General features: G+C 69.0%; 25 protein-coding genes. 15 read left to right on the forward strand and 10 right to left on the reverse strand.

The features are described from left to right. Nucleotides 1–82: 82 nt before the first annotated feature. Nucleotides 83–1,003, forward strand: a complete 921-nt coding sequence (locus AB0C87_RS25810) for an oxygenase MpaB family protein (protein ID WP_345183570.1) — start codon at nucleotides 83–85, stop codon at nucleotides 1,001–1,003. Nucleotides 1,004–1,094: 91 nt separating this feature from the next. Then, nucleotides 1,095–2,141: a lysylphosphatidylglycerol synthase domain-containing protein gene (locus AB0C87_RS25815; RefSeq protein ID WP_360579923.1), complete on the forward strand. Its 1,047-nt coding sequence runs from the start codon at nucleotides 1,095–1,097 to the stop codon at nucleotides 2,139–2,141. 108 nt (nucleotides 2,142–2,249) lie between these two features. Here AB0C87_RS25815 and AB0C87_RS25820 read toward each other — a convergent pair whose 3' ends face one another. From AB0C87_RS25820 to AB0C87_RS25830, 3 genes are all read right to left on the reverse strand, one after another. Beyond that, a complete protein-coding gene (locus AB0C87_RS25820) occupies nucleotides 2,250–3,023 on the reverse strand; it encodes a hypothetical protein (RefSeq protein ID WP_345183574.1) in 774 nt (257 codons plus the stop codon). A 137-nt stretch (nucleotides 3,024–3,160) separates the two neighbouring features. Continuing rightward, nucleotides 3,161–3,970: an amidohydrolase family protein gene (locus AB0C87_RS25825; RefSeq protein ID WP_345183576.1), complete on the reverse strand. Its 810-nt coding sequence runs from the start codon at nucleotides 3,968–3,970 to the stop codon at nucleotides 3,161–3,163. Beyond that, the gene (locus tag AB0C87_RS25830) at nucleotides 3,960–4,532 is read right to left on the reverse strand and encodes a TetR/AcrR family transcriptional regulator (RefSeq protein WP_345183578.1); all 573 of its coding nucleotides are present in this window, start codon (nucleotides 4,530–4,532) and stop codon (nucleotides 3,960–3,962) included. Before AB0C87_RS25830 ends, AB0C87_RS25825 begins: the two co-directional genes overlap by 11 nt. 270 nt (nucleotides 4,533–4,802) lie before the next feature. Here AB0C87_RS25830 and AB0C87_RS25835 point away from each other — a divergent pair, with 270 nt between their 5' ends. Then, on the forward strand, nucleotides 4,803–5,972 hold the full coding sequence (locus AB0C87_RS25835; RefSeq protein ID WP_345183580.1) for a Cmx/CmrA family chloramphenicol efflux MFS transporter: 1,170 nt from the start codon (nucleotides 4,803–4,805) through the stop codon (nucleotides 5,970–5,972). Here AB0C87_RS25835 and AB0C87_RS25840 read toward each other — a convergent pair. Then, nucleotides 5,918–6,733: an SGNH/GDSL hydrolase family protein gene (locus AB0C87_RS25840; RefSeq protein ID WP_360579926.1), complete on the reverse strand. Its 816-nt coding sequence runs from the start codon at nucleotides 6,731–6,733 to the stop codon at nucleotides 5,918–5,920. The genes AB0C87_RS25835 and AB0C87_RS25840 overlap by 55 nt on opposite strands. Before the next feature lie 374 nt (nucleotides 6,734–7,107). Beyond that, entirely contained in the window at nucleotides 7,108–7,413 is a 306-nt protein-coding gene (locus tag AB0C87_RS25845; protein ID WP_345183584.1) for a PGPGW domain-containing protein, read from the reverse strand. A 146-nt stretch (nucleotides 7,414–7,559) separates the two neighbouring features. Here AB0C87_RS25845 and AB0C87_RS25850 point away from each other — a divergent pair, with 146 nt between their 5' ends. Continuing rightward, nucleotides 7,560–8,054, forward strand: coding sequence for an NUDIX domain-containing protein (locus tag AB0C87_RS25850; protein ID WP_353833155.1), 495 nt, complete (start codon nucleotides 7,560–7,562; stop codon nucleotides 8,052–8,054). A gap of 17 nt (nucleotides 8,055–8,071) precedes the next feature. Continuing rightward, entirely contained in the window at nucleotides 8,072–8,464 is a 393-nt protein-coding gene (locus AB0C87_RS25855) for a PPOX class F420-dependent oxidoreductase (RefSeq protein WP_345183588.1), read from the forward strand. A 17-nt stretch (nucleotides 8,465–8,481) separates the two neighbouring features. Here the strand turns inward: AB0C87_RS25855 and AB0C87_RS25860 are convergent, their stop codons facing one another. Continuing rightward, entirely contained in the window at nucleotides 8,482–9,045 is a 564-nt protein-coding gene (locus AB0C87_RS25860; protein WP_360579927.1) for a hypothetical protein, read from the reverse strand. Nucleotides 9,046–9,284: 239 nt separating this feature from the next. On the opposite strand from AB0C87_RS25860, the gene AB0C87_RS25865 reads away from it, so the two are divergent. Then, nucleotides 9,285–10,223, forward strand: a complete 939-nt coding sequence (locus tag AB0C87_RS25865) for a hypothetical protein (protein ID WP_360579929.1) — start codon at nucleotides 9,285–9,287, stop codon at nucleotides 10,221–10,223. A 26-nt stretch (nucleotides 10,224–10,249) separates the two neighbouring features. Here AB0C87_RS25865 and AB0C87_RS25870 read toward each other — a convergent pair whose 3' ends face one another. Next, a complete protein-coding gene (locus AB0C87_RS25870; protein ID WP_360579931.1) occupies nucleotides 10,250–10,510 on the reverse strand; it encodes a hypothetical protein in 261 nt (86 codons plus the stop codon). 143 nt (nucleotides 10,511–10,653) lie between these two features. Between AB0C87_RS25870 and AB0C87_RS25875 the strand changes: the two genes are divergently transcribed. Then, nucleotides 10,654–12,078 carry an alpha/beta hydrolase gene (locus AB0C87_RS25875; protein WP_345183596.1) on the forward strand — a complete coding sequence of 475 codons (1,425 nt, stop codon included), beginning with the start codon at nucleotides 10,654–10,656 and terminating at the stop codon, nucleotides 12,076–12,078. Between the two features lie 84 nt (nucleotides 12,079–12,162). Here the strand turns inward: AB0C87_RS25875 and AB0C87_RS25880 are convergent, their stop codons facing one another. Beyond that, nucleotides 12,163–12,729: a hypothetical protein gene (locus AB0C87_RS25880; RefSeq protein WP_360579933.1), complete on the reverse strand. Its 567-nt coding sequence runs from the start codon at nucleotides 12,727–12,729 to the stop codon at nucleotides 12,163–12,165. After that, the gene (locus AB0C87_RS25885) at nucleotides 12,726–13,151 is read right to left on the reverse strand and encodes an ATP-binding protein (protein ID WP_360579934.1); all 426 of its coding nucleotides are present in this window, start codon (nucleotides 13,149–13,151) and stop codon (nucleotides 12,726–12,728) included. The genes AB0C87_RS25880 and AB0C87_RS25885 overlap by 4 nt, the downstream gene beginning before the upstream one ends. 691 nt (nucleotides 13,152–13,842) lie before the next feature. Here AB0C87_RS25885 and AB0C87_RS25890 point away from each other — a divergent pair. The 7 genes from AB0C87_RS25890 to AB0C87_RS25920 all read left to right on the forward strand — a co-directional run bounded on the left by AB0C87_RS25890 (nucleotide 13,843) and on the right by AB0C87_RS25920 (nucleotide 19,324). Next, nucleotides 13,843–15,810 carry a hypothetical protein gene (locus AB0C87_RS25890; protein WP_360579936.1) on the forward strand — a complete coding sequence of 656 codons (1,968 nt, stop codon included), beginning with the start codon at nucleotides 13,843–13,845 and terminating at the stop codon, nucleotides 15,808–15,810. Then, a complete protein-coding gene (locus AB0C87_RS25895; RefSeq protein WP_360579938.1) occupies nucleotides 15,797–16,243 on the forward strand; it encodes a hypothetical protein in 447 nt (148 codons plus the stop codon). The genes AB0C87_RS25890 and AB0C87_RS25895 overlap by 14 nt, the downstream gene beginning before the upstream one ends. After that, nucleotides 16,243–16,749: a hypothetical protein gene (locus AB0C87_RS25900; RefSeq protein WP_360349944.1), complete on the forward strand. Its 507-nt coding sequence runs from the start codon at nucleotides 16,243–16,245 to the stop codon at nucleotides 16,747–16,749. Before AB0C87_RS25895 ends, AB0C87_RS25900 begins: the two co-directional genes overlap by 1 nt. 404 nt (nucleotides 16,750–17,153) lie before the next feature. Beyond that, nucleotides 17,154–18,035 carry a helix-turn-helix transcriptional regulator gene (locus AB0C87_RS25905; RefSeq protein WP_360579940.1) on the forward strand — a complete coding sequence of 294 codons (882 nt, stop codon included), beginning with the start codon at nucleotides 17,154–17,156 and terminating at the stop codon, nucleotides 18,033–18,035. Continuing rightward, complete coding sequence (locus AB0C87_RS25910; protein ID WP_360579942.1) at nucleotides 18,032–18,226, forward strand: DUF397 domain-containing protein; 195 nt, start codon at nucleotides 18,032–18,034, stop codon at nucleotides 18,224–18,226. The genes AB0C87_RS25905 and AB0C87_RS25910 overlap by 4 nt, the downstream gene beginning before the upstream one ends. A gap of 294 nt (nucleotides 18,227–18,520) precedes the next feature. Then, nucleotides 18,521–18,688 carry a hypothetical protein gene (locus tag AB0C87_RS25915; protein WP_360579944.1) on the forward strand — a complete coding sequence of 56 codons (168 nt, stop codon included), beginning with the start codon at nucleotides 18,521–18,523 and terminating at the stop codon, nucleotides 18,686–18,688. Between the two features lie 153 nt (nucleotides 18,689–18,841). Continuing rightward, nucleotides 18,842–19,324 carry a GtrA family protein gene (locus AB0C87_RS25920; RefSeq protein WP_360579946.1) on the forward strand — a complete coding sequence of 161 codons (483 nt, stop codon included), beginning with the start codon at nucleotides 18,842–18,844 and terminating at the stop codon, nucleotides 19,322–19,324. Between the two features lie 1,055 nt (nucleotides 19,325–20,379). On the opposite strand, the gene AB0C87_RS25925 is transcribed toward AB0C87_RS25920, so the two are convergent. Next, nucleotides 20,380–21,042 (reverse strand): NUDIX hydrolase, encoded by a 663-nt coding sequence (locus tag AB0C87_RS25925; RefSeq protein WP_360579948.1) that lies wholly within the window; start codon nucleotides 21,040–21,042, stop codon nucleotides 20,380–20,382. A 390-nt stretch (nucleotides 21,043–21,432) separates the two neighbouring features. On the opposite strand from AB0C87_RS25925, the gene AB0C87_RS25930 reads away from it, so the two are divergent. Further along, on the forward strand, nucleotides 21,433–21,993 hold the full coding sequence (locus AB0C87_RS25930; RefSeq protein WP_345183615.1) for a hypothetical protein: 561 nt from the start codon (nucleotides 21,433–21,435) through the stop codon (nucleotides 21,991–21,993). Nucleotides 21,994–22,001 lie beyond the last annotated feature (8 nt).

A 22,001-nucleotide genomic window follows, 5' to 3' on the forward strand; every position in this document is an offset into this window, starting at 1 on the left:
GGGCGCGCGATTGTGCGACAAACATTGACATTTGTCTCACAGTCGTTACGGTGACGGTAAGCAACCGCCGGCAGGAGGTGCGATGCCCGCCCCGCCCCCGCCCCCCACGGTCGTCGCCGCCGCCGCCCGCAGGCCCGCCCGCACGGCCGCCCGCGCCCCGCTCGGCCCCGGCACGCTCCTCTGGCGGCACGCCGCCGACCTGCGCTCCCTGCTCCCCGGCGCCGCCGCCGGGCTGATGCAGCTCATGCACCCCGGCATCGGCGCCGGCGTCACCGAGCACTCCGCGTTCTTCGACGCCCCCTTCGACCGGATCCACCGGTCCGTCCCGCAGATCTGGGCGACGATCCTCGCCCCGGACGGCGCCGCCCGCGCCCGCACCATCCGCGACCTGCACCGCGCCATCGGCGGCGTGGACGAGCGCGCCCGCCGGTACCACGCCCTCGAACCCGAGACGTTCTGGTGGGCGCACGCCACGTTCACCTGGGAGATCTTCAAGGCCGCTGAGACCTTCCACCCCGGCACGCTCACCGCCGAGGACCACGAGCAGATGTACGCCGAGACCGTCACCTGGTACTCCCGCTACGGCGTCAGCATGCGGCCCGTCCCCGCCGACTACGCCGCCTTCCAGTCCAGGTTCTGGCACATCTGCACCCGCACGCTCGAACTCACCCCCGCCGCCGCCCGCGCCCTGGAGATCGCCAAGCACGGCTCCGACACCGTCACCCTGCTGCCCGTCGGCGGCCCCCGGATCGACCGCGCCGGGCGCCTCGCCATCGAGCGCCCGCTCCGCCTGATCACCTTCGGCTGCCTGCCGCAGGTCGTCCGCGACCGCTTCGACATCCCCTGGTCCCCGCTCGACCAGGCCCGGTTCGCCGCCCTCGCCCTGGCCAACCGGCAGGGCTACCGCATGATGCCCACCGGACTCAACCACTGGGCCCTGCGCAGCATGCTCCGCTACATCGGCGCCCAGACCCGTCAGGACCGCTACCGCCCGGCCGCCTGAGCGGCGCCTCCCTCCCGCAGGTCACGCAACGTTCTTGTCGAAGGGGTCCGGAGGTCGCATGCGCTTCAGCCGGGTCATCGGACACTGAGGCGTGGAGACGATCACAGCCGGCGCCGTCCCCGCGACGGTCGCCAAGCTCCCAGGCCTCGGCGCCGACGCCGCGGCGCCGTCCCTCGTCCGCCGGATCCACCGGGCCCGCTGGGCGGTCGCCGGACTCCTTCTGACCGTCCTCACCGCCGCCCTCCTGACGACCGCCGGGCCGCTGCGACCGGCCCTCGCCGCCCTCGGCCACATGCGCTGGGGGTTCCTTCCGGTCCTGGTCCTGCTGTCCCTGCTGCACTACGTCTGCTCCGCGGTCGCGCTGCGCGGCGCGGCGGGCCGCCCGCTCCCCCTGGTCAGGACGACGATGACGCAGCTCACCGCGTCGGCCGCCAACCGCGTCACGCCCGGGGGCCTCGGCGCCGCGGCCGTCAACACCCGCTACCTCGTGTGCCGCGGCCTGCCGCTGCCCCGCGCCGCCGTCGCCGTGGCGGTCCTCCAGGTCGCCGGCGTCCCCGCCGACCTTCTGCTGACGGGCGCGGTCCTCGGCCTCGGCGCCGTCCTGGCCCCGGGCGGCGGGAACGACCGGATGCTGGACGCCCTCGGCCACCACGCCTCCCGGGCCGCCGGCCTCGTGCCGCCCCTCCCGCTGCTCATGGCCGTCGGCGTGCTGCTGCCGGCCGCCGTGCTGTGGGGGCGCCGCGCGGTCCGCTCCGCCGCGGCCCGCAGCGCCGCGGCCGGGCTCGCCGACCTGTGCCGCCGCCCGCGCGACCTCGCGGTCACCCTGGCCGCGTCCGCGGGGACCACGCTCGTCCTCGGCGTCGCGTTCGCCCTCGGCGTCCTCGCCGTCCCCGGGACGGCGGTTGGCCCCGCCGACGCGCCGGCGCTCATCGCCGCCTACCTGGTGGGGGCCGCGGCGGGCTCGGCCGTCCCGACGCCCGGCGGCGTCGGCTCCACCGAGGCCGCCCTCGTCGCCGCGCTCGCCGCCCTCGGGATCGCCGCGGGCCCGGCCCTGCACGCCGTCCTGCTCTTCCGGGCGGTCACGTTCTGGGCGCCCGTCCCGCTGGGCATCCTGGCCTGCCGGACGCTCCGGCGGTGACTCCCTCATCGTGCTCGGCACGCGTGCGGCCCTCCCTCGTCGCGCGAGGAAGGGCCGCCGGTCGGGGCCGGAGGCCCGGCGCGGTGCCGGGCCTCCGGTTCTGTGCCGCTACCCGACGACCCACCTGAACCGCGCGGGTCGCCTGGCGAAGTGGCGCCGAGCGCCGGCGCGGTCCTCATCGGCGGAGTCCCCCGCGGCCTCGACGACCGCGCTGACGGCCCCGCCGACGAAGCCCGGCTCGAGATCGCTGCCGAACCAGCCGGAGACGCGGCCCGCGGCGCTCGCCGGCAGGACGACCACGCCGAAGCGGAGAAGGACGCCGGCCTTGCCGAGGAACTCGTCGATCTTGACGCTGCCGCCGCAGACGACGATCCGGCTGCGCCCCTTCGCCTTCTTGACGAGCCCGGTGCCGCCGTCGCTGAGACCGCCGTCAATGGGCGCCCTCTCGACGACGCAGGCTTCGCTGGTGACCTCATCGATGATGACGAAGGCGCGACCGCTGGCGTTCTCGTAACAGCCATTGCCAGCGAGTTCGTCGATGGTGACGGTGCCGTTGCCTTCGTTGTGGACACGACCGCGGCCGGTGACCTTGCCGATGGTGACGGTGCCGGCCTTGAGGACGCCGTCGCCGCCACCGTTCCAGTTCCGGACGTAGCCATGGCCGGTGACCTTGCCGATGGTGACGGTTCCACCACCCGGGTTGAGGAGGCGGCCGCTGTCGGCGACCTCCTCGATGACGAGGGTGCCGAGGCCTGCGTTGCACACCTCGCCAGTGACCTTCTTCACGGTGATGGTTTCGCCACGCGCGGGCGTGAGAACGAAGCTGCCGTCGAAAGGGCACTCCCTGTAGGAGATGGTGCCGTAGCTTTCACGGTGACCCACGATTTCCTCCTGCGTGTTGTTTGTCGTTGACGCCCCCATCCGTGTGGAAGCGCCGTGTAGAACCGTCCAGATCGCGGACGGTCGCGCAAGGCGGCGGGCGGCATCGCCGCGGCCGCCGCCTTTACATTGTAGATCAATTACAGGCGGAAGACCCTGCGGGCGTTGCCCGCGAGGAACGCCTCCCGGGCGTCCTCGCCCAGGCCGAGGTCGTCCAGGCCCTTGAGCGCCCGCTCGGCGGTCAGCATCGGGTAGTTGGTGCCGAACATGACCTTGTGGTGCCGGTCCTGCGCCATGTACCGGACGAGCTCAGGCGGGTACCTGCGGACCGTGTACGCGGACGTGTCGATGTAGACGTTCGGGTGCTTCCGGCACACCGCGACCATCTCCTCCGTCCACGGGTAGCCGATGTGCCCGCCCACGATGACGAGCTCGGGAAAGTCGAGCGCCACCTGGTCGACGTACGGGATGGGCCGGCCCGTCTCGCTCGGGCGCAGCGGCCCCGTGTGGCCGACCTGCGTGCAGAAGGGGACGCCCAGCTCCACGCATTCGGCGAACAGGGGATAGAACCGGCGGTCGGTGGGCGGCAGCTCCCACAGCCACGGCACCACGCGCAGGCCCTTGAAGCCCAGTTCGCCCACGCACCGCCTGAGTTCCCGCACGGCCTCCATCGGCTTGCGCAGGTCGACCGAGGCGATGCCGGCGAGCCGGCCGGGGGCCTGCCGGACGAACGACGCGACCTCGTCGTTGCTCACGAGGTCGCCCTCGGGCCCGTACCAGGCGCTGATCAGACCGAGGTCCACTCCCCCGGCGTCCATCGCCGCGACCGTGGCGCCGACCGGGACCTCCTCCGCCGGCGGCTCCTGCCCCGTCCACCTCCAGAGCGAGTCGAGCATCTCGTGCCGCAGGAACCGCACCGTCCCGTGCTGCATCCACGCGTCAATCACCATGGGGACCTCCCACCGACCGCCATGCGGCCTCGCTCAGCGATTCGACCTGCCCGCCGTCCGGTTCGGGGCACTGGCCGTTCAGCCAGAGCCGGCACAGTTCCTGCGCGGGCCCGAGCCACAGGACGAACGCGGTCACCGCGTCCACGTCGAGCAGCGCGCCGTGCCGCGCCTGCACGCGCCACCAGCTGCGCACCTCGCGGAAGAACGCGCCGTTGCGCTCGGCCAGCCCCGCACTTCCGGCGGGACGTTCGGTGAACATGAACCGGGCCCGGCCCGGATGCTCCCTGCACCACCGGACGTGGAACGCCACGACCGAGGCCACCGCCTCCCGCGCACCGTCGTGCGCCTTCAGTTCGGCGAGGAAGGCGTCCTGGTACATCCCGATGCTCTCGACGAACAGCGCCTCCGCCACCTGCTCCTTGCCGGAGAAGTGGTGGTAGAAGCTGCCCACGCTCACCCCGCTCGCCGCCCTGAGCCCGCTCAGCGTGGTCCCGGCGACCCCGTCGCGCCCGAACAGCTCCAGCGCCGCCCGCAGGATCCGCTCCCGTCCGGCCTCCGTCATAGAACATTATTCTGCCATGCCAGAACAATGTTCTGTACGGGGGCCTCCAGGGCCCTGCTAGCCTCATGACCATGTCCAGCCCCGAGTCCGACAGACGCTGACTCCCGGGCGGCTCCCCTTCGTGCGGGCCGCCTGAGGCGGGCTGCCTTCCTCGCCCTCGCATTCGAGGGATCTTCTTTCTGCCGTCGCCGTCCGTGCCGACGCCGGACGGCCTTCTCGGCGCAGCCCCCCATCGACAGCCGACCTGTTCGCCGTCTCGGGAGTCTCCCCTTGCCTTTCGCCGTCTACGTCCTCGGGCTCGCCGTGTTCGCCCAGGGCACCTCCGAATTCATGCTGTCCGGGCTCGTCCCGGGCATCGCCGCGGACCTGGGCGTGTCCATCCCCGCCGCCGGCCTGCTCACCTCCGCCTTCGCCGTCGGCATGGTGATCGGCGCCCCGTCCATGACCCTGCTGGCCCGCCGGTGGCCGCGCCGCCGCGCGCTGCTGGCGTTCCTGGTCGCCTTCGTCGCCGTCCACGTCGTCGGCGCCCTCACCACCAGCTACGCGGTGCTGCTGGCGACCCGCGTCGCCGCCGCCCTGGCCAACGCCGGGTTCTGGGCCGTCGCGCTCGCCACCGCGACCGCGCTCGTGCCGCCCGCCGCCCGCGCCCGCGCCACGTCCGTCGTGGTCGGCGGCGTCACCGTCGCCTGCGTCGCCGGGGTCCCGGCGGGCGCGGTGCTCGGCGGGGCGTGGGGCTGGCGGGCCGCCTTCTGGGCGGTCGCGCTGGTCTCGCTGCCCGCCGTCGCCGCGATCGCCAGGGCGATCCCGGAAGAGCGCCCGTCCGCGGGCGCCGCCCGCAGCGAACTGCGCGCCCTGGCCAACGGCCGCCTGCTGCTCACCCTCTCCGTCAACGCGCTGTTCCAGGGCGCGACGTTCTGCACGTTCACCTACCTCGCGCCGCTCGCCACGAACGTCGCCGGTTTCGGCTCCGCCTGGGTGCCGGCGCTGCTGGCCCTCTTCGGCGCCGGGTCCTTCGCGGGCGTCACCATCGGCGGACGGATCGCCGACGCGCATCCCGCCGCGCTGATCGCCGCGGGCATGACGTCCCTGACCGCCGGGTGGGCCGTCCTCGCGCTGACGGCCGGAAGCCCGGCGGCGGTCGTCGTGCTGGTGTTCGTGCAGGGGATGCTGGCGTTCGGCACGGGCCCGGCGCTGATCTCACGCGTCCTGGAGCAGGGCTCCGCGGCGCCGACGCTGGCCGGCGGGTTTGCCACCGCGGCGTTCAACGTCGGCGGGACGCTCGGCCCGTGGCTCGGCGGCGCCGCGATCGGCGCCGGCCTCGGCTACCGCTCGCCCGTGTGGGTGAGCGCGACGCTGATGGCCGGCGCGATCGCGGTCCTCGCCGGTCAGGTCTGCTTCTGGAGGGCCAGACTGGCCGAGCCCGTCAGCGCCGGCAGGTAGCCGGAACGGTGGCCCAGCGCGGTCGGGTGGTAGGACGAGCCGATCGGGATCGTGACCGCGTTGAGCCAGTCGTCGCCGGAGCACAGCTCGTGCCCGGAGAACTCGTCCCGGACGTCCGACCACGTGAACCCGGCGCGCCCCGCGGCGGCGGAGACGACGGTGTCGAGGGTGTCGGCGGCGTGGTTGAGCGCGGTGCGCTTGGTGTTGCTCAGCCCCGCGCACCAGTCGACGATGATGTAGAGGCGCGGGTACCCGAGCACCACCACCCGCGCCGACGGGGACTTCGCACGGACCTGGCCGTACAGCGAGTCGAGCTGTCCGGGGAGCGTGTTCTTCATGTAGGTCTCGGCCTGCGTCACCCTGCTCTGGCACGAGGCGTTCGACTGCAGGACGCACGTCTGCATGACGTCGGCGAACCCGGCGTCGTTGCCGCCGGCGGTGATGCTCACGAGTGTCGTGGAGGAGCTGAGCGCGCCGAGCTGGCCGCTGGCGACGGTCGTGGTCGTCGCTCCGGAGCAGGCGACGAACTTGTACGACGACGTCGCGTGCGACGCCGCCCACAGGTTCGGATAGGCGTTCGCGCTGCGCTGGCACGTTCCGCTGTTCGGATCGTAGTTCCCGGCCCCCGTGCCGGACGAGTAGGAGTCGCCGAGGGCGACGTAGTTGGGGCCGGCCGCCGAGGCGGTGCCGGACCCGAGCAGTGAGGCGGCGGCGAAGGTCGCCGCACCGAAGGCGACCAGACTGGGGCGGGAAAGACGCATCGGCACACTCCGGGCGACGTATCGAATTGTGTCTTCCGTCCTATACCCGAAGCGCCTTTACGCCAAGCTCAATTCTGATCAACTTTGTTTGGCATGATTCGCCATTGCCATCCGAAATATCCAGAAAACCGGGCCGGTCGCCCTCAAGATCTGACTACCATTCCGGCACGCTTCCCGGCGGCCCCAGGAGCCCGTCCAGCACCCTCCGCCCCCCGTCCGCCGCGGCGGCGGAAGGCGGCACAGCCCTCCCCTGAGAGGAATGACCGGCACGGGGACATTTACCTATCTCGCGGCGATTCGCGACGGCAGAAAAAGCGGATGGGGCGGGACGTCCGAAAGACGTCCCGCCCCATCCGCCTCGGGGCGGCCCGGGCTCAGCCCTTGCGGCCGAGGCGGGAGGCTCCGCCCCGGATCCGGTGCCAGGCGGCGCGCGCGTGGCCGTTCACGCCGGCGCTGATGCGGCGGGCGGTCGGGAACTCGGTCCCGAGAAGGCCGAGCCCGGCGAGGATCGCGACGATGCCGGGACCGGGCAGCACGAGCATGGCGACGCCCGCGACGATCAGGGCGGCTCCGGCCACCGCGACGCCGATCTTGCGGAGCAGGCGGACATGCGCGCCGCGGCGGCTCGCGGGCGCCGCGTCGGCGTCCGTCCCGGCACGGTCCATGGCGGTCGTGGTCACATCGTCCCCCGATCTGCGTACACGGCTTTCTTCTGGGACGAACCGGCATGGCGGCGAAGATCCCCGATCCGGCGCGGTGTGGCCAGAGTCACACCCCGTCCCCCGGGGCGGCCGCCCGCCGTCCGCGGGCCGCTAGCATCGCGGGAATGAAGATCCCGTTCGGCGCGCGGGCCCGTCTCGGGAGCCTGGCCGCGCCGGTGTGGAGGCGGCTGAGCGGCCGGACGCAGTGGCGGCTCGCGCGGCTCCGGCACCAGACGTTCCTGGTGTACGCGGGAGGGATCGTCCAGGACGAGCGGGGCCGGATCCTGCTGCTCCGCCACCGGCTGTGGCCCCCGTACCGCGCCTGGGGGCTGCCGGGCGGATACGTCGACGCCGGCGAGCGCCTCGAAGACGGCGTCGCGCGCGAGGTCCGGGAGGAGACGGCCCTGGAGGTCGAGGTCACCGCGCCGCCGCTCCACGTCGCGAGCGGGTTCCGGCACCGGGTCGAGGCCTACTACGCGGCCCGGATCGTCGGCGGGCGGCTCGACCTGGACGCGGGCGAGATCCTGGAGGCCCGCTGGTGGCCCCTCGACGCGCTCCCCGAGGAGATGTCGCCCCGGCTCCGCGGCGTCATCGCCTCCCTTGACCTCAGCCGCGGTTGAGGTTGCACCCTGGTGGCATGAGCCTCACCGACCTCGAACGCGACTACCTCTCCACCCAGCGCCTCGGCCGCCTCGCCACCGTCGGGCCCAAGGGCGACCCGCAGAACAACCCCGTCGGGTTCGCCTACAACGCCGAGACCGGGACGATCGACATCGGCGGCTGGAACCTCGCCGAGTCCCGCAAATACCGCAACCTCCGCCACAACGACCAGGTCGCCTTCGTCGTGGACGACCTCGTCTCCGTCCAGCCGTGGCGGGTGCGGGGCATCGAGATCCGCGGACGCGCCGAGACCGCGGTCGCGGAGAACTCCCGCTTCAGCGGCGACGTCATCCGCGTCCACCCGCACACCGTCTTCACCTGGGGCATCGACCCGGGCGCAAAAGGGATGACCAAGCGCGTCGTCGAGTAGCCGCCCGGCTCCGACCGTCAGATGCCGACCTCGTCGGGGCCGAAAGGAGGAAGGTAGATCTCGTCGCGGCGGACCACCCGCAGGCCGGGGCGCGCGGCGGACAGGTCGACCTCCCCCTCCGCGTACAGGACGACCTCCGCGAGCCGGTCGAGCGGCGGCAGCGGCCCGAAGTCGCCGTGGGCGAGGGTGAGGGACTCCAGGCCGATGATGTCCTTGAGGCTCGCCAGACCATCGACGTCGACGTTGGACAGGATGAGGCGGCGGACGGGGGTGCCGCTGAGCTGCGCCAGATCGATGTTGGCGGCGGGTCCGGCGAGTTGGAGCAGCTCCCACGGCCGGCCCGCCAGCGGCCCCAGGTCCATGCCGTTGTCGTCCCAGAGCAGGGCCTCGGTGACCGAGGTCAGCCAGCGGACGGGCTCGAACGTCCCCACCCACGCGTAGTCGGTCGTGAGCCGGCGCCGCCGCAAGATCGGCTCGGCGGGCGGCGGCTCCTCGGCGTCGGTACCGGCCAGGACCCGCCGCCACACCGGCCAGAGATTCCCCCAGAACTCGTCCCAGACGAACTCCTCGTCATCGTCCACCCCGGCATTGTCGCCCCCGGACGGGCGCACCCGCAAAGCCAGGAGCGAGACGTCCCCAGTCGCGCACGTGCGGGATTTGCACACCAGTCACTTACACGGGCGATACGCGGGTCATCCGAATTCCATACAAGACCATTTCCCATCACCCCTCAGGCCATTGACGGCCAATAGCCGCTACAGGCTCGGAGTACGTGATAAAAATCTGACGGCCGCAACGAGACGACTGTCAGGAATCCTTTGTGGACGAGAAACGCGAGACGCCCCCGCCGTGGTCTCCGACGATCAGCACCGAGTGCCCGGTCGGTGTCGCGCAGCAGGCGTGGATCGAGGCGTCGATCACCTGGTTCGTCCAGGAGTTCGGCCGGGACCCGGTGATGCGGCCGATCGTCCTGCCCCAGCCGGATCTGCGGGCCGCCGGCTACACCGGCACGCCGAAGCAGATCGACGACGTGGTCGCGCGGACCTGCGAGCAGATGGGGATCGACCGATCCGAACTCACCGTGGAACTTTTCGACCGCGAGGACGAGGACGCGACGGCCCGCGACGGCAAGCGCGCGGTCGGGCACTACTACGTCGAGGACGGCCGGGCGGTCATCGGGCTCGACGTGACGGAGGCGTCCGACGCCGCCTACCTGATCGCCGTGATCGCACACGAACTGTGCCATGTCCGCCTCCTCGGCGAGGAGCGGATCACTACCGAACGCAAGGACCACGAACGGCTCACCGACCTCCTCACCGTCTATTTCGGATTCGGCGTCTTCAGCGCGAACGCGGCGCTGAGATTCGGCGAGGCGACCCGGGGCTTCTCCATCCAGCCCCTGGGGGATCTGGACGAGCGCACCCTGAACGCCGCCCGCAACGACGGCTATTCGCGGCTCGGGTATCTGACGGAGCGCGAGTTCGGCTACGCGATGGCCTGCTACGCCTGGCTGCGCGGCGAGACCGACCCACCGTGGGCGGCCCGCGTGGACCCGGGGCCGCGCGCCCTCCTGCGGCAGGGCCTCGCCTACCTGTCCCGGTCCGCCATGCAGGGCGAGTTCCCGACCCGCCGGACCGGAGACGTCCCGGTCACGGTCCGCGTGACACCGAGGACCGGCCCCGTATGGCGCGGCGGCCTCCACCTGACGCTCCAGCCGACGGCCTGGCCGCCGACAGCGCCCAGGCACCGGCCGACCTGACCCGGCGCGGCCCCCCGGCACCGGTTTCAGCGCGCCTCACCACGCTGGTTCGCCAGCAGTTCCTGAGCCTCCCGCCAGTGCAGATGCGAATGCTCCTTGCCCAATGCCAAATGCTCGTCGCAGAACCAGTACACCTCCGGAGGATGGCCGACCCAGCCCTCCCGATACTGTTCCTGGCGGACCGCCTCCTCTTCAGGGGTGAGCGCGAACCGAACAGTTTCGAACGACGAGAACGGCACCCCGTCGCGAAGGGTCCGTAGACAAACGAAGCACATCGGCGGCATCAAAGCGACTCCTCAGGTAAGGGGAAACCCTTCCGAACGGTAGCGCCGCAGCGGCCTTGCCTCCTCCGAATGGTCGAGTCCCACCCGCAGGGATGCGACCGTCCGGCCGATGCACCGACCGCGCCGCATCAGCAGGATCAGCAGGCATGAACCGAACTTTTGTGCTGGCGGCCTTCGCCCTGACCATTCCACCCATGATGGCCGTCCCAGGGAGCGCGACGGCGAGCACGATCGCCTGGCGGGCCTGCGGGGACACCGGCGCCGAGTGCGGGACCGTCACGGTACCCGTGGACTGGTCTCACCCGGACGGACGGAAGCTGTCGCTGGCCGTGACCCGCCGGAAGGCGGCCAAGGCCCGAGCCGGCACGTTGCTGTACAACCCCGGCGGCCCCGGAACCGGCGCTGCCGACCTGGTCCGAGACTGGGCACCGCAGTTCTTCTCACCCCGGTTGCGGGACCGGTTCGACATCGTCGGAATCGACCCGCGCGGAGTCGGCGGCAGCGAACAGATCTCCTGCAAGAAGCCCGTGCACGACCCGGAAGTGACACAGTTCCCCAGCACCAGGCCTGAGTACGAGCGCATGGTGGCCCATAACAAGTCGGTAGGGCAGAGCTGCGATCCGCTCATCCGGTACGTCGACACGGTGAGCGTGGCGCGTGACTTCGACGCCGTGCGCGCCGCCCTGGGAGAAAGAAAAGTCAGCTACCTGGGCCGCTCGTACGGCAGCATGCTCGGCACCCAGTACGCGCGACTGTTCCCCGACCGTATCCGCACCATGGCCTTGGACGGCGTCGTCGACCACGGCATGCCGTCCCGCCGCATGGTGGTCGAAGCAGCATCGGCCGTGGAGGACTCCTTCGACCGGTTCGCGGCCTGGTGCGCGCGGACAGCCGACTGCGAACTGCACGGACGCCCGGTCGGAAAGGTGTGGGACGGGCTCGTTCAGCGGGCCGAGCGCCGTCCCCTGCCGGTTCCCGGCGGCCGGCCACTGACGGCCGAGGAACTGCGCTACAGCGTCTACGCGATGCTGACGCTGTTCCCCGAGTTCGGGCACGGACTCGCGCGCGGCATCGCCGAAGCCGACGGAAACAACGCCTCGCTGCTAGGCCAGATGCGCGACCAGGCACTGTACGACCCGGCGAGCACGGCCGCCTACCGGGCGATCCTGTGCCAGGACATCGACCCGCAGGTGCCTGACTTCGGCGAGTTGCGCCGCCGTGAACACCTGATCCGGCGGCGGGCCCCGCACATGGGCGGGACGTCGGAGTTCTGGGACATGACGACCGGGTGCATCGGCTGGCCCGTCCGCCCGGCCGCCCCCCAACGCCCGGTGCACGTCCGCGACGCACCACCCGTCCTGCTGGTGGGCAACACCCACGACCCGGCCACGCCCCTGGCATGGGCGAAAAGCCTGGGCCGCGGCATCCGAGGCTCGAAGGTCCTGGCCTACGACGGCGACGGCCACACCGCCTACCTCCGCAACCGCTGCGCGACCACCGGCATCGACGACTACCTGATCAACGGCACACTCCCGACCACCGATTCCTGCCCCACCGACCCACCGAAATAGGCCGACAGAGCGGCACATGAACGACCAGGGACACAGACCGATCGCAGGCCAGCGCGCCAGGTGCGCCTCACGCGCATGGGCTGTCTAGAGGCCCGCTCGGTAGCGGGTGTATTCGCAGGCGAGGACGTCGAGGGGCATGGACGGCCAGCGACTCAGCGCGCCCGTGTGGCGGTCGATGATCAGCAGTGGGGCCTCGTCGTCGCCGAGGTCGCCGGCGGGGCGGGCGACGAAGCCGTCCGGGAGCTCTTCGATGATCAGCGGCACGGGTCGGCCACCGCGCCAGAAGTGCGCGTCCGCGCGGCGCCATGCCTCGGCCCGGTCGACCAGCGCCGGGCGGACGCTGTAGGCGGCGAGGACGTGTGCGAGGCCGCGCAGCGTCCGGCATTCAGGCGTCCCGCAGCCTCGGCAGACGGGCTCGCCGTGCGGTCCCTCGCCGGGGCGGTGGGAGGCGAGGACGCAGGTCAGCGCGGCGGTGCAGGCGAGCACGAGGCGCCGCGACTGCGCGACGAACTCCCGACTCGCGGAATCGAGGCTTCCCGCCTGGACGAGGGCGGCGTCGACGGAGTGGGGGTCGGCGCGCATCGCGGCGGTCATCGCCGCGTGGACGCGCAGGTGGACCTGGTCGTGCGTCCAGGAGGCCGGCTCGGTCACGCGGCCCACTCCCCCGCGAACACGGCGGTGACCGTCCGCCCCTCGCCATTGCCGTGCCATCCCCAGCTCGCGGCGGTGAGCGAGACGGTGCGCAGGCCCCGGCCGGACTCTGCCAGCTCGGCGGCGTCCAGCGCCGCGGGCTCGCCGGGGCCGCCCTGGTCGGTGACCGACACCGACACCAGGCCGCCGTCCCGCACGACCTCCACGGTGAACATGCCGCCCACCTGGCCGGACTTGGTGTGCCGCAGCGCGTTGACGACCAGCTCGTCGGCGGCGAGTAGGACGTCGTCGAGGAACGGGCAGCCGTCCAGCAGGCAACCCACGAACCGCCGGGCGTTGCGGGCCTGCTCGGGTCCGCCGGGAAAGGAGCGCCGCCAATACAACAGCGCCGGCTTTACTACCGGAAGCAAGGTCAGGGACATCAGAGCACCTCGAATCGCGATGGACGTCAGTGATGCGGAACTGACAGGTCTCCCCCGTCGTCCGCACGCACATCGTCACACTCGGTCGCCAGTCGAGCACGGAGGATTAGAGCTCTACCTGCCCCAGCAAGGGATTCAGCACAAGCGCTGGTCTAATATCCGATCTCCGCACACGCGGAATTCACGCGCCCAGAGCTTGCACGTGCGGGCGAAGCGGTGAGGAAACGCCTTTCTCCTCGACGGCCACGTCACCCGCGTCCGCCTTGCCCGGACGGCCGAGTCGACCCTCGGGCGAACGCTGCTGGACAGTGGCGGCGGGCGGCGCCCAAGTCGTCCACCGTGAGCACCGTCGCCCCGAAGACATGGCGGGTCCAGCACGACTCCACGGCAGCCCAGAACACCCATCTAGGCATGAAAGCCGCACCACCGGAACACTTGAATGACCTGTCTTGGGATGCCACACCGTCCCTGCACGTCCAGAAATGCAAACGGAACCAGCGCGAAGCCCACATGCAGTCACGCGATACGCGCGCCTACTGGATGTGAGTGGATTATCGGCACGTGCAAAGTTCGCACGTGCGCGATTACATAGGGGCCGGTGTGATCCGACGTTGGCCCCGCACGTCATGGACATGCCCGGTGAGCCGTCTGGTCGGCCGGTTCACCTCCCCCCATGGAAAGGGCTGCGAGCGTGGGCTTGGACAATCCCCCCGGCGGGCCGGGCAAGGGCCCCGAGACCCCCGACAAGCCCACCCCGCCACGCACCGAGAGCAAGCCTCCGGCCGACGCTTCCGGCGGATCGCAAACGCCTCGCATAGACAGCTATGTGGCAGCGGGCCAGCCGGTTCCAGGTCGGCCGGAAGCCGGCACCGAACGGCGAGGCGACCGCGAGGCGCAGCCCAACGGATCCTCAACCGATTCCTCCTCCAACGGCCCGGCCGCGGAGAAGCCGCAGACCCCCGGTGACCCGCCGTCCGAAGCCGAAGCGAAGACCGAGAAGGAACCAGAGACCGGCAAGACCGAAATCGGCTCCCAACTGGGCGAAGAGCGTGACCACGACGCCGACCCAACTCAGCCCGACAACGCTGGCGCGGAAGCGGAAAAGCCCGGCCAGGCCAAGCCCGAGAGCCCGCGGCAAGACGAGGGCGAACTGGGCACCGGCGACCGCGGCTCCAAGACCGAGCAGTCCGAGCCAGGCAAGGCGAAAGAGCAGGATGGCGGCAAGGACAACGGCAGAACTGCCGACGACCTTGCGCCCTCCGAGCAGCCGAGCACCCGCCCGGACGAGGCTTCTCAGTTCCCGCCCGGCTCCCGCCGAGCAAGCCTCGCCGCCACCCGAGAGCAACAAGCGGAAACCGCGGAACATTGGCGAGCCATATTCCAGGACACCCAGCCCGCCGATGGCACCGGAGAGGGAACCGTTGGCGGAAGCGGCGACAGCGGAGCTCAGCCGCAGAACGAGAACGCAGGATCGGACGGGCGCGGGCCGGAAGCACACCCCCCAGCCGCTGAGACACCGCCCGGCACTACCGCCGACGGTGGCACTTCCAGCGGCGAGGCGCCCGGCGACGGTGAAGGGTCCAGCGGCCGCGATCTGCCCCCGTCCGGGACCCCCGAAGTAGAGGCGGAGCCTCCGACGCAAGAGGTAACGCGCCCGCAAGATCAGGAGCACGAGCCCATCCCGCGACTGGACTCGTCTGGCTCGGGCAACGACAGTGGCGACCCGCCGACTGGACCACCAGCAGACAGCGCATCGCCCGCCGACGACCAGCCCCAGGGCGGGAACGACGAGACGCCGCCGGGCTCGGAGGTCGGCCAACCCATCGAACCCGCCGCCGAGGCCGACCCCGCCGTCCCCGAACCCGGCCGCGAAGCATCCCCCATCGGCCCAGAAACCCCAGACCAAGGCAGCGAGACTCCCGAGGCTAAGGCTGCCGACGGAACTACGGGCGACGAGACAGACAATCCGAAGCCCGCCGACGAGACCGCGCTCCCTCCCGAGGGAACTGGCGAGAACGTCACGCCCCCAGAAGCTTCCGGTGACCAGAGCGACGGCCATGGTAGAACTGCCGAAGGCCCGGAGCCCACCGAGGCCACTGACGAAAGCAACCCACCCGATCGCGAGGCCGAACAGGCCGGCGAAAGAGAGGAATCCGGCACAGAACTAACGCCTCACGAAGAAGAATCGACGGGCATAGAAACAAGTCGGTTCGCCGGGCAAGTCACGATAACCCTCGACCGCGACGGAAGACCGATCCCGCCAGACCGACCGGACGCCGACACCGAGACCTCGGGCCGCGGCGAACTCCGCCGCCCAGAAGACGACCGCGCCTCTCGCGATTACCAGGAAAGAAAACCCGATAAACTATCTCGACTTCGCGGTGAGCTGAAAAAATTCGTTGACAAATCAGACGACACGAAAGAATTTGTAGAGAAATTCTCCGCACCAGCTCAAAAGAAACTGGAACGAGTAAAACCGACAGGGCAATTGTGCGGAGCCCGTCTCAACACTGACCACATAAAGGCACCCGACGAGAAAGTCAAGGCCGGGGATACCGTCCTAGGCGCCGTAGGCACGGCGATCGTCGTGACAGAGATCATTCGTTTCGGTATCAATATTGCAAGGAACTCAAGAAGGAGAGAGCATGCCGATCACTGACGAACAGGTCGCAGTATTGCGAGCCCAGCTTAAAGGAAATCGCGCCGAGCATCTCAGACTTATGGAGCAACTTGACTCCAATGAAGCCAACGAATATTATCCAGCGCTCCTAGCAGCAGCTTTCATTGAAGCCGCCGAACAATACTTCATAAAAGACGGTGAAGTTGCAGATGATTCTCAGATCATCGACTTTGTTGCTCAAATGCGAGAAAGAAGCGACGAATCCTCCGATCTAATTAATCCCAGCCTTGCGGAAAGCATGATACGAGACTTGCTCGGAAAAGGCGAGATGATCGACGCTGAACCGGGCGTCAAATTCGGACACCAAATCGTTATAGTGGCAGCTATAGTGGGCGAGAGACAGTTCACTCCAGCCGAACTCGAAGCGTTCTTGCAGAGCGCGCGTTCGCTCGCCGAAGAGTTGCTCAAGTAATGGATTTTTCAAAAATTCGTATTGGTGAGGAGAATATTCTCGCGTTGCGGTCGTTTCTTTTGGAGGGACCTGAAGCTTGGGTTCCTCTTCAGGACGAAATGCAGGTAAATGATGAGACGGCGGCCGGGTACATGTCGCTGCTCTTCTGCGCATTCGAAGTCGCGGTACGTCGAAAGTTCGCCCCGACTTACATTGTCGGTCAGCTCGTTCGGTTCGTCGCCGATGTGCGGATCGCGGCCGGTGAGGACGCAGACCTGATCAATCCGCTCGTCGCCGAGGACATGGTACGGCGTGCCGTCGACGCGCCTCCGCTGAAGGAAACCGTCCCGGACGATCTGTCGGCCACTCTGCATGCCCAGGTCTTCATCCTGCTCTACCTCGTCGCTGAGATGGATCTCGATCGGGCTGGGCTGGAGCAGTTCATCGACGAGGTCACCTCCTATACCGAAGAGTGGCTTGCGGCGCGGCGAGATGAAGCCTCCGCTTCGGCCTCTTCATCGTCCTGACGAACGCAACTGGATGGTCGCCATCCGCATAGGTCGCGTTCATGACCCGTTCATGGTGGTTGCGACCGTTGCAGGAGAGCCGTACGGGCCATGACGCCTTGATGAGCCTCTCCTGGTGCCACGAGAACCCGAATTAGCTCCCTGGAGGAGGCAGCTCGCCCCCTCGAGACTTGTCGCGCGTTTCCGGTACGCCCAGGTATGAGCTTTAACAAACTGGTCTTTTGTGACCGAATCGGGCTGGCGAGGGCTGCAACTTCCATTTGTTGCACGTGCGGATTTTGGCTCTCGCGTTGGCGTGACGGAGTTTTGTCGGGGCGTGACTCTACTATTGCCGGGCAACGTTCGATTGCAGTGAGTTAGCGATCAATACGGACTGTGTCCGACGCGATATCGGGAGGACGGCCATGCCCAGCCCCTACGTCCGCCGCCGCCGGCTGGCGGCCGAGATCCGCGAACTCCGCGAGAGCCGCGGCCTCACGACAGACGGTCTCGCACGCCTCGTCTTCCACTCCCGGACGAAGATCACCCGCCTCGAGAACGCCCAGATCCGCCCAGACTTGGCCGAGATCATGAACATACTCGACGCTCTCGACATCACGGGCAGCCAATACGATCGGCTGCTCAAGCTAGCCCGTGAGGCAGCTCAGAAGGGCTGGTGGGACCGCTACGGGATGTCCATGGGACCTCGCCAAAAACTCGCGGCCGACCTTGAATACAACGCTAGTACCGTCCGCAGCTACGACCAGACCGCGATGCCGGGCGCCTTACAGTGCCGCCCGTTCATCGAGGCTCTTATCAAGCTCGACGAGAACCAGGGGACGCTCGAATACCAGCCTGAGAGAATGACCGAAGCGCGCGAGCATAGGCAGCGCGAGCTGTTGCGGGCTGATGGACCATTCTACGAAACCGTCCTGGACGAGTGCTTGATTCATCGGCTGGCGGTACCACCCGAGGCGATGTCGGCTCAGCTTCGTTACATGATCAAGCTAGGCTCGGAGGTAGACCGAATCACAATTCGGGTGCTGCTGCACGACGCCCGCATCCCCGGGGGCTTCCTGCCGAAGTCGTCGTTCTACCTCTACACGTTCGCCGAGTCCGGCGATCCTCCGATGGCGATCGTCGACACTGTGACCACAGACCTCGTTGTCACGCAGCGGGGCGAGGTCGTTCGGTACACGGAAAGATATGACCGCCTGCGTGAGGCTGCACTGTCTGCGGAGGACAGCATCTCCTTCCTTGATCGGGTGGCCAACAGGCTTGCCGACCAGACAGGATCGGTTACATGACCAAGCTCTTCCACGGCTGGCGCAAATCTGGCCACAGCGAACCCAACGGCCACTGTGTCGAGGTCGGTCGGGCCGCCGACGGCACGATCGGAGTCCGCGACACCAAGCACTACGGCGAGAGCCCAATTCTGGAGTTCACCGGCGGGGAGTGGCGGAAGTTCCTGGACGAGATCCGCGCGGAGATCCCCTGACCTCTGCAAACTAAACGGCCTTGAGACGACGGCGTCGTCTCAAGGCCAGGGGTACTCATCATGTCCTCCACGTGGCATCGTCCCTGTCGAGAGGCAACTCCGGCCCGGCTCGGGCGGCTTGCCGGGAGGCAATGCGAGCGTGAACGCGTCATAGACCCCGAGGTCTACGCCTTCGTTCGGACGAACCGTTCGGGTCGCTGTGTCTGCAATCCCTGAATCAGGCCGAAGCAGGATACGAGAACCAAGCCTGTTTTGACGGAGATCGCTATTGGCGACCGGGTTTCGGATGCGCTCTTGCGAAAGATCAAGGACATCGGTTCGGCGGCCGACCTCGATGACGCCGTCGGCTTCCTCGGCGAGGATCTCCTGTCCGCGGCGGATCAGCGCCGGGGCGGGCGGTCCGTCCGCGGGTACCGCCCCACCGACGACGCCGCGGCGAGGCTCAGGAACAGGCGCGGGTGACGGCCAGCCGTATGCTCCTGCCGCCGAGCTTCTCTATGGTGTTGGGTCTGATTAGCTTGCGCCGGTTCGCGGAGCCTGGACGGTCGTCACTGGCGTGTAGCCGTCGCGCACCCCTTCGGCGGCCTGCCTCATCAGAGAATCGGAGAGCGGAACTTGTTCAAGGGATTGGCGCGGCACCTGTCGGCGTTCGCTGTGATCGGCGCACTGTGCACGGTCGCTTGGCTTCTGCTCTATCTCGTGTTCCGCACCGTGATGCCGTCGCTGGCCGCCAACGCCCTCTCGCTGGTGGTCACCACTGTCGCGAACACGGCGGCGAACCGCCGCTACACGTTCGGGGTCGTGGGGTCGGAGGGGGCGCTACGGCACCAGATCGAGGGCGGCGTCGTCTTCCTGATCGGGCTGGGGCTCAGCAGCGCCGGGCTCGGCCTGGTGCATCTGCTCGCGCCGTCCGCCCCTCGTGCCGTGGAGGTCGGGGCGATGCTGGTCTCCTACGCGGTGGCTACCGTGGTGCGGTTCGTGCTTTTGAGCGGCTGGGTGTTCCACCCCCGTCGGCACGCTGCTCCGGCCGATTCCACGGCGAAGGAGGACGCTCCCGCGCTCCCAGTGGAGGCTCTGGAGGCACCGCAGTCCTCTTGATGTGATCGCACACCAGCAGCGGATCGCTGAGGGACGGGCTGGGGGGGCCGTGCCAGTGTTGTGGACGGCGACCTTGGCGATAGCGGTCCTGGTCAGGTCCAAGTGAGGCCTGTCGAAGGCGCGGGCCGGAATCCATAACGGACGTGAACGCGAGCAGCGCCTCGATCAGCCGTCCAGGTGCCCGTAGATTTTTTGGTCTCAACCGCGAGCAGGTGGGCCACGTCGCCGTGCCGTCCAGGACCGACGGCATACCGAGGGCAGGTAGCGCGGGCCATCTCGCAGATCAGCTCGGCTTGCGCGGGCTCCTTGGTCTGGGACGGTAGGGCCCAAGCGTTCTGCGCATCCGGCTCGCGGCGCCTTTTATCAGAGGTTCTTACAAACCAGATTGGAAATTTGTGATGGAAAAGCAGCAGACATGCCAAGTCGTCCTCGGGCGGGGTGACGCCGTGCACGGGAACAGACGTATCCGGTGCGGCCGGGATCTGGAGCCGGTGACCAAGGTGGTCAGCGGAAAGGAGACCACCGTTTGGGGTTGCCGCACGCACAACCCGTGGATGTTCAGCCGCTGAAGACACTGACCCGCAAGCACGAGGTCTCGCCAGCCGGAGGCGAATGACCAGGTGCCTAGCTGGGGGCCGGTCGGCTACGGCCGGTCCCCTGGCTACTCGGCCCCGCGGCCTGAAGCTCGCGGGGTGACGGCCAACACGTCGCCGGGCCCTTCAGGCTCGGCGACGCCCCTTCTCAAGCCCGTCAGGTGTCCGGCCGCGAGGAACCGAGTTGCGCGCGCTGCTGACCGATGCGATGAGTGCGGCGTCTCCGCCCTGCGCAATGCACCGGTCGACACCAGGAGCTCTACACCCATCCGGCCGGCGACGGACTGGGGATGCCTCGGGTCGGCTTCAGCGAGAGATTTTCGAGGAGAACGTCAGGGCCCGGCGGTGCACGCCGGGCCCTGAATCGCGCATGGATCAGCCGACGACCTCAGAAGAATGAGGAAGCCGGCCCGGTGGTGCCAGGAAGGTCGGTCACCCGCCCCTCCTGCTCGATCGCGGTCTTCAGGCTGCCGCGAACCAGTCGGTGAGCATCCCGGCGTGGTTCTTGGAGGTCACCTCGCCCCCATGGACGGCCTTCAGATCGGTGGTCAGTTCCTGGAGGGTGTTGGCACGTACCCAGGCCGCCTTTTTCGCGTCGGACCGGGGAGTGGTCCGCGGGAAGTCGGCCCGGTTCAGGGTCCCCAGGTCCACCGTGCACAGGACGGTGACGTTCCACGCCTCGTCGGAAGCGCGCTTGCTGTGCACGTAGCGCGGCGGTGTCGACCGCCACGCCAGGCCCCGCAGGTCCACGCCTGCTTCTTCTCCCAGTTCGCGGCACGCCGTGTCCACGGCGGTCTCCCCCGGGTTCTGGAAGCCGCCGGGCAGTCCCCAGCCGCGACCGCGGTTCCGGTCGACCAGGAGAACCCAGCGGTCGCCGAATTCGTCCAGAACCGACGCGAGCCCATCGCCGGTCAGGTTCTCGCCCCAGCGGCCCAGCTTGTTGCGGCCACGCTGGATGGACGTCTTCTCGCAGGGGTTGACCGGACGGCCGTTGATCACCTCGAAGGGGATCGCGGCCACGCGCTGCCGGATCGTCCAGTTGATCTCGGTCGGATCCTCTTCGCGATCCGCCCAGCCCTCCGCGACGCCCACGGTCAGCACTATTTGGTCTGTGTACTCACGCATATGATTTCACTCCTTGTTTGTCCCGTTCTTTCCGGTGGGGAGCGCAGCTCAGCCACCCCAGCGGTACAGTCCGGAGAATCCGATCAGTCGCAAGCCGCGCACATCGGGTCACCCGGCCTCCCGCCCCTGACGCTCTGCGAGAGCTGCTCAGCCGCCGCCGGCCGGGGGCGTTCTCAGAACCGGCTGGACGCGCGGGACGATGGGGGAACGGTCTGAAAAGGTGCAGACAGGACGGTTCGTCGTGCAGCATTAGCGGCGCGGCACAGCCGGCACTCGCGGCGGCAGGCTCGAAGCGGAGGTCCGGGCTGTTCGAACGGCAGATCGTGAAACCGGATGGGTGGGCGAGGAGTCTCACCACCATTCCTTGATCCCACTGGACGGAAGGTGCCCGTGACCGAGCAGCTCGACCAGGTCTTCGGCCGGTTGGTCAACCGCAGCTGGCAGCGTTTCTCCGAAGAGCTCCACACCCGCGAGATCGACGATCTGCTCGTCGGCGCCGTGATCACCGCGGCGGTCGCCCAGGGCAACGCGCTCATCGATCTGAACTCCGACGGCAACCACCACTACCTGCGGTTCCAGCACCGGCAGCACAAGCACCGGCTGATGTTCCAGCTCACGCACCGGGCCGGCACCGTCATGGCCGCCAAGACGCTCGGCCAGCACGCGGCCGTGACGATCGCCTACGGCGAGTACGTGCGGGACGCGCGGACGGTGTGGCAGGCGCTGAAGTCCGAGGTGAAGAGCGGTTTCCTGGACGTCGGGGAACCCGGCGTGTTCACCGTCGACGCGGATCTCGCCACCGGCTACGTCTACGTGCAGGTGCCCCTGCTGCTGGACCTGGAGCCGTACTTCGCCGACCACTACACGGTGAAGTACCCCGTCCTGCAGGAGCACATCGCCGCCGTCACCCAGGCCTGCGCGAAGTACCTGCACGGCCGCATCGCCGCCTGAACCGGAGG

The organism is Actinomadura sp. NPDC048021 (genome assembly GCF_040653135.1).
In the GTDB taxonomy this organism is placed as follows: domain Bacteria; phylum Actinomycetota; class Actinomycetes; order Streptosporangiales; family Streptosporangiaceae; genus Spirillospora; species Spirillospora verrucosospora.

Coding starts and splice junctions, on each gene's coding strand:
- AB0C87_RS25810 (WP_345183570.1), top strand. CDS start 83: ATGCCCGCCCCGCCCCCGCCCCCCACGGTCGTCGCCGCCGCCGCCCGC.
- AB0C87_RS25825 (WP_345183576.1), bottom strand. CDS start 3,970: ATGGTGATTGACGCGTGGATGCAGCACGGGACGGTGCGGTTCCTGCGG.
- AB0C87_RS25830 (WP_345183578.1), bottom strand. CDS start 4,532: ATGACGGAGGCCGGACGGGAGCGGATCCTGCGGGCGGCGCTGGAGCTG.
- AB0C87_RS25840 (WP_360579926.1), bottom strand. CDS start 6,733: ATGCGTCTTTCCCGCCCCAGTCTGGTCGCCTTCGGTGCGGCGACCTTC.
- AB0C87_RS25850 (WP_353833155.1), top strand. CDS start 7,560: ATGAAGATCCCGTTCGGCGCGCGGGCCCGTCTCGGGAGCCTGGCCGCG.
- AB0C87_RS25855 (WP_345183588.1), top strand. CDS start 8,072: ATGAGCCTCACCGACCTCGAACGCGACTACCTCTCCACCCAGCGCCTC.
- AB0C87_RS25875 (WP_345183596.1), top strand. CDS start 10,654: ATGAACCGAACTTTTGTGCTGGCGGCCTTCGCCCTGACCATTCCACCC.
- AB0C87_RS25885 (WP_360579934.1), bottom strand. CDS start 13,151: ATGTCCCTGACCTTGCTTCCGGTAGTAAAGCCGGCGCTGTTGTATTGG.
- AB0C87_RS25895 (WP_360579938.1), top strand. CDS start 15,797: ATGCCGATCACTGACGAACAGGTCGCAGTATTGCGAGCCCAGCTTAAA.
- AB0C87_RS25900 (WP_360349944.1), top strand. CDS start 16,243: ATGGATTTTTCAAAAATTCGTATTGGTGAGGAGAATATTCTCGCGTTG.
- AB0C87_RS25905 (WP_360579940.1), top strand. CDS start 17,154: ATGCCCAGCCCCTACGTCCGCCGCCGCCGGCTGGCGGCCGAGATCCGC.
- AB0C87_RS25910 (WP_360579942.1), top strand. CDS start 18,032: ATGACCAAGCTCTTCCACGGCTGGCGCAAATCTGGCCACAGCGAACCC.
- AB0C87_RS25925 (WP_360579948.1), bottom strand. CDS start 21,042: ATGCGTGAGTACACAGACCAAATAGTGCTGACCGTGGGCGTCGCGGAG.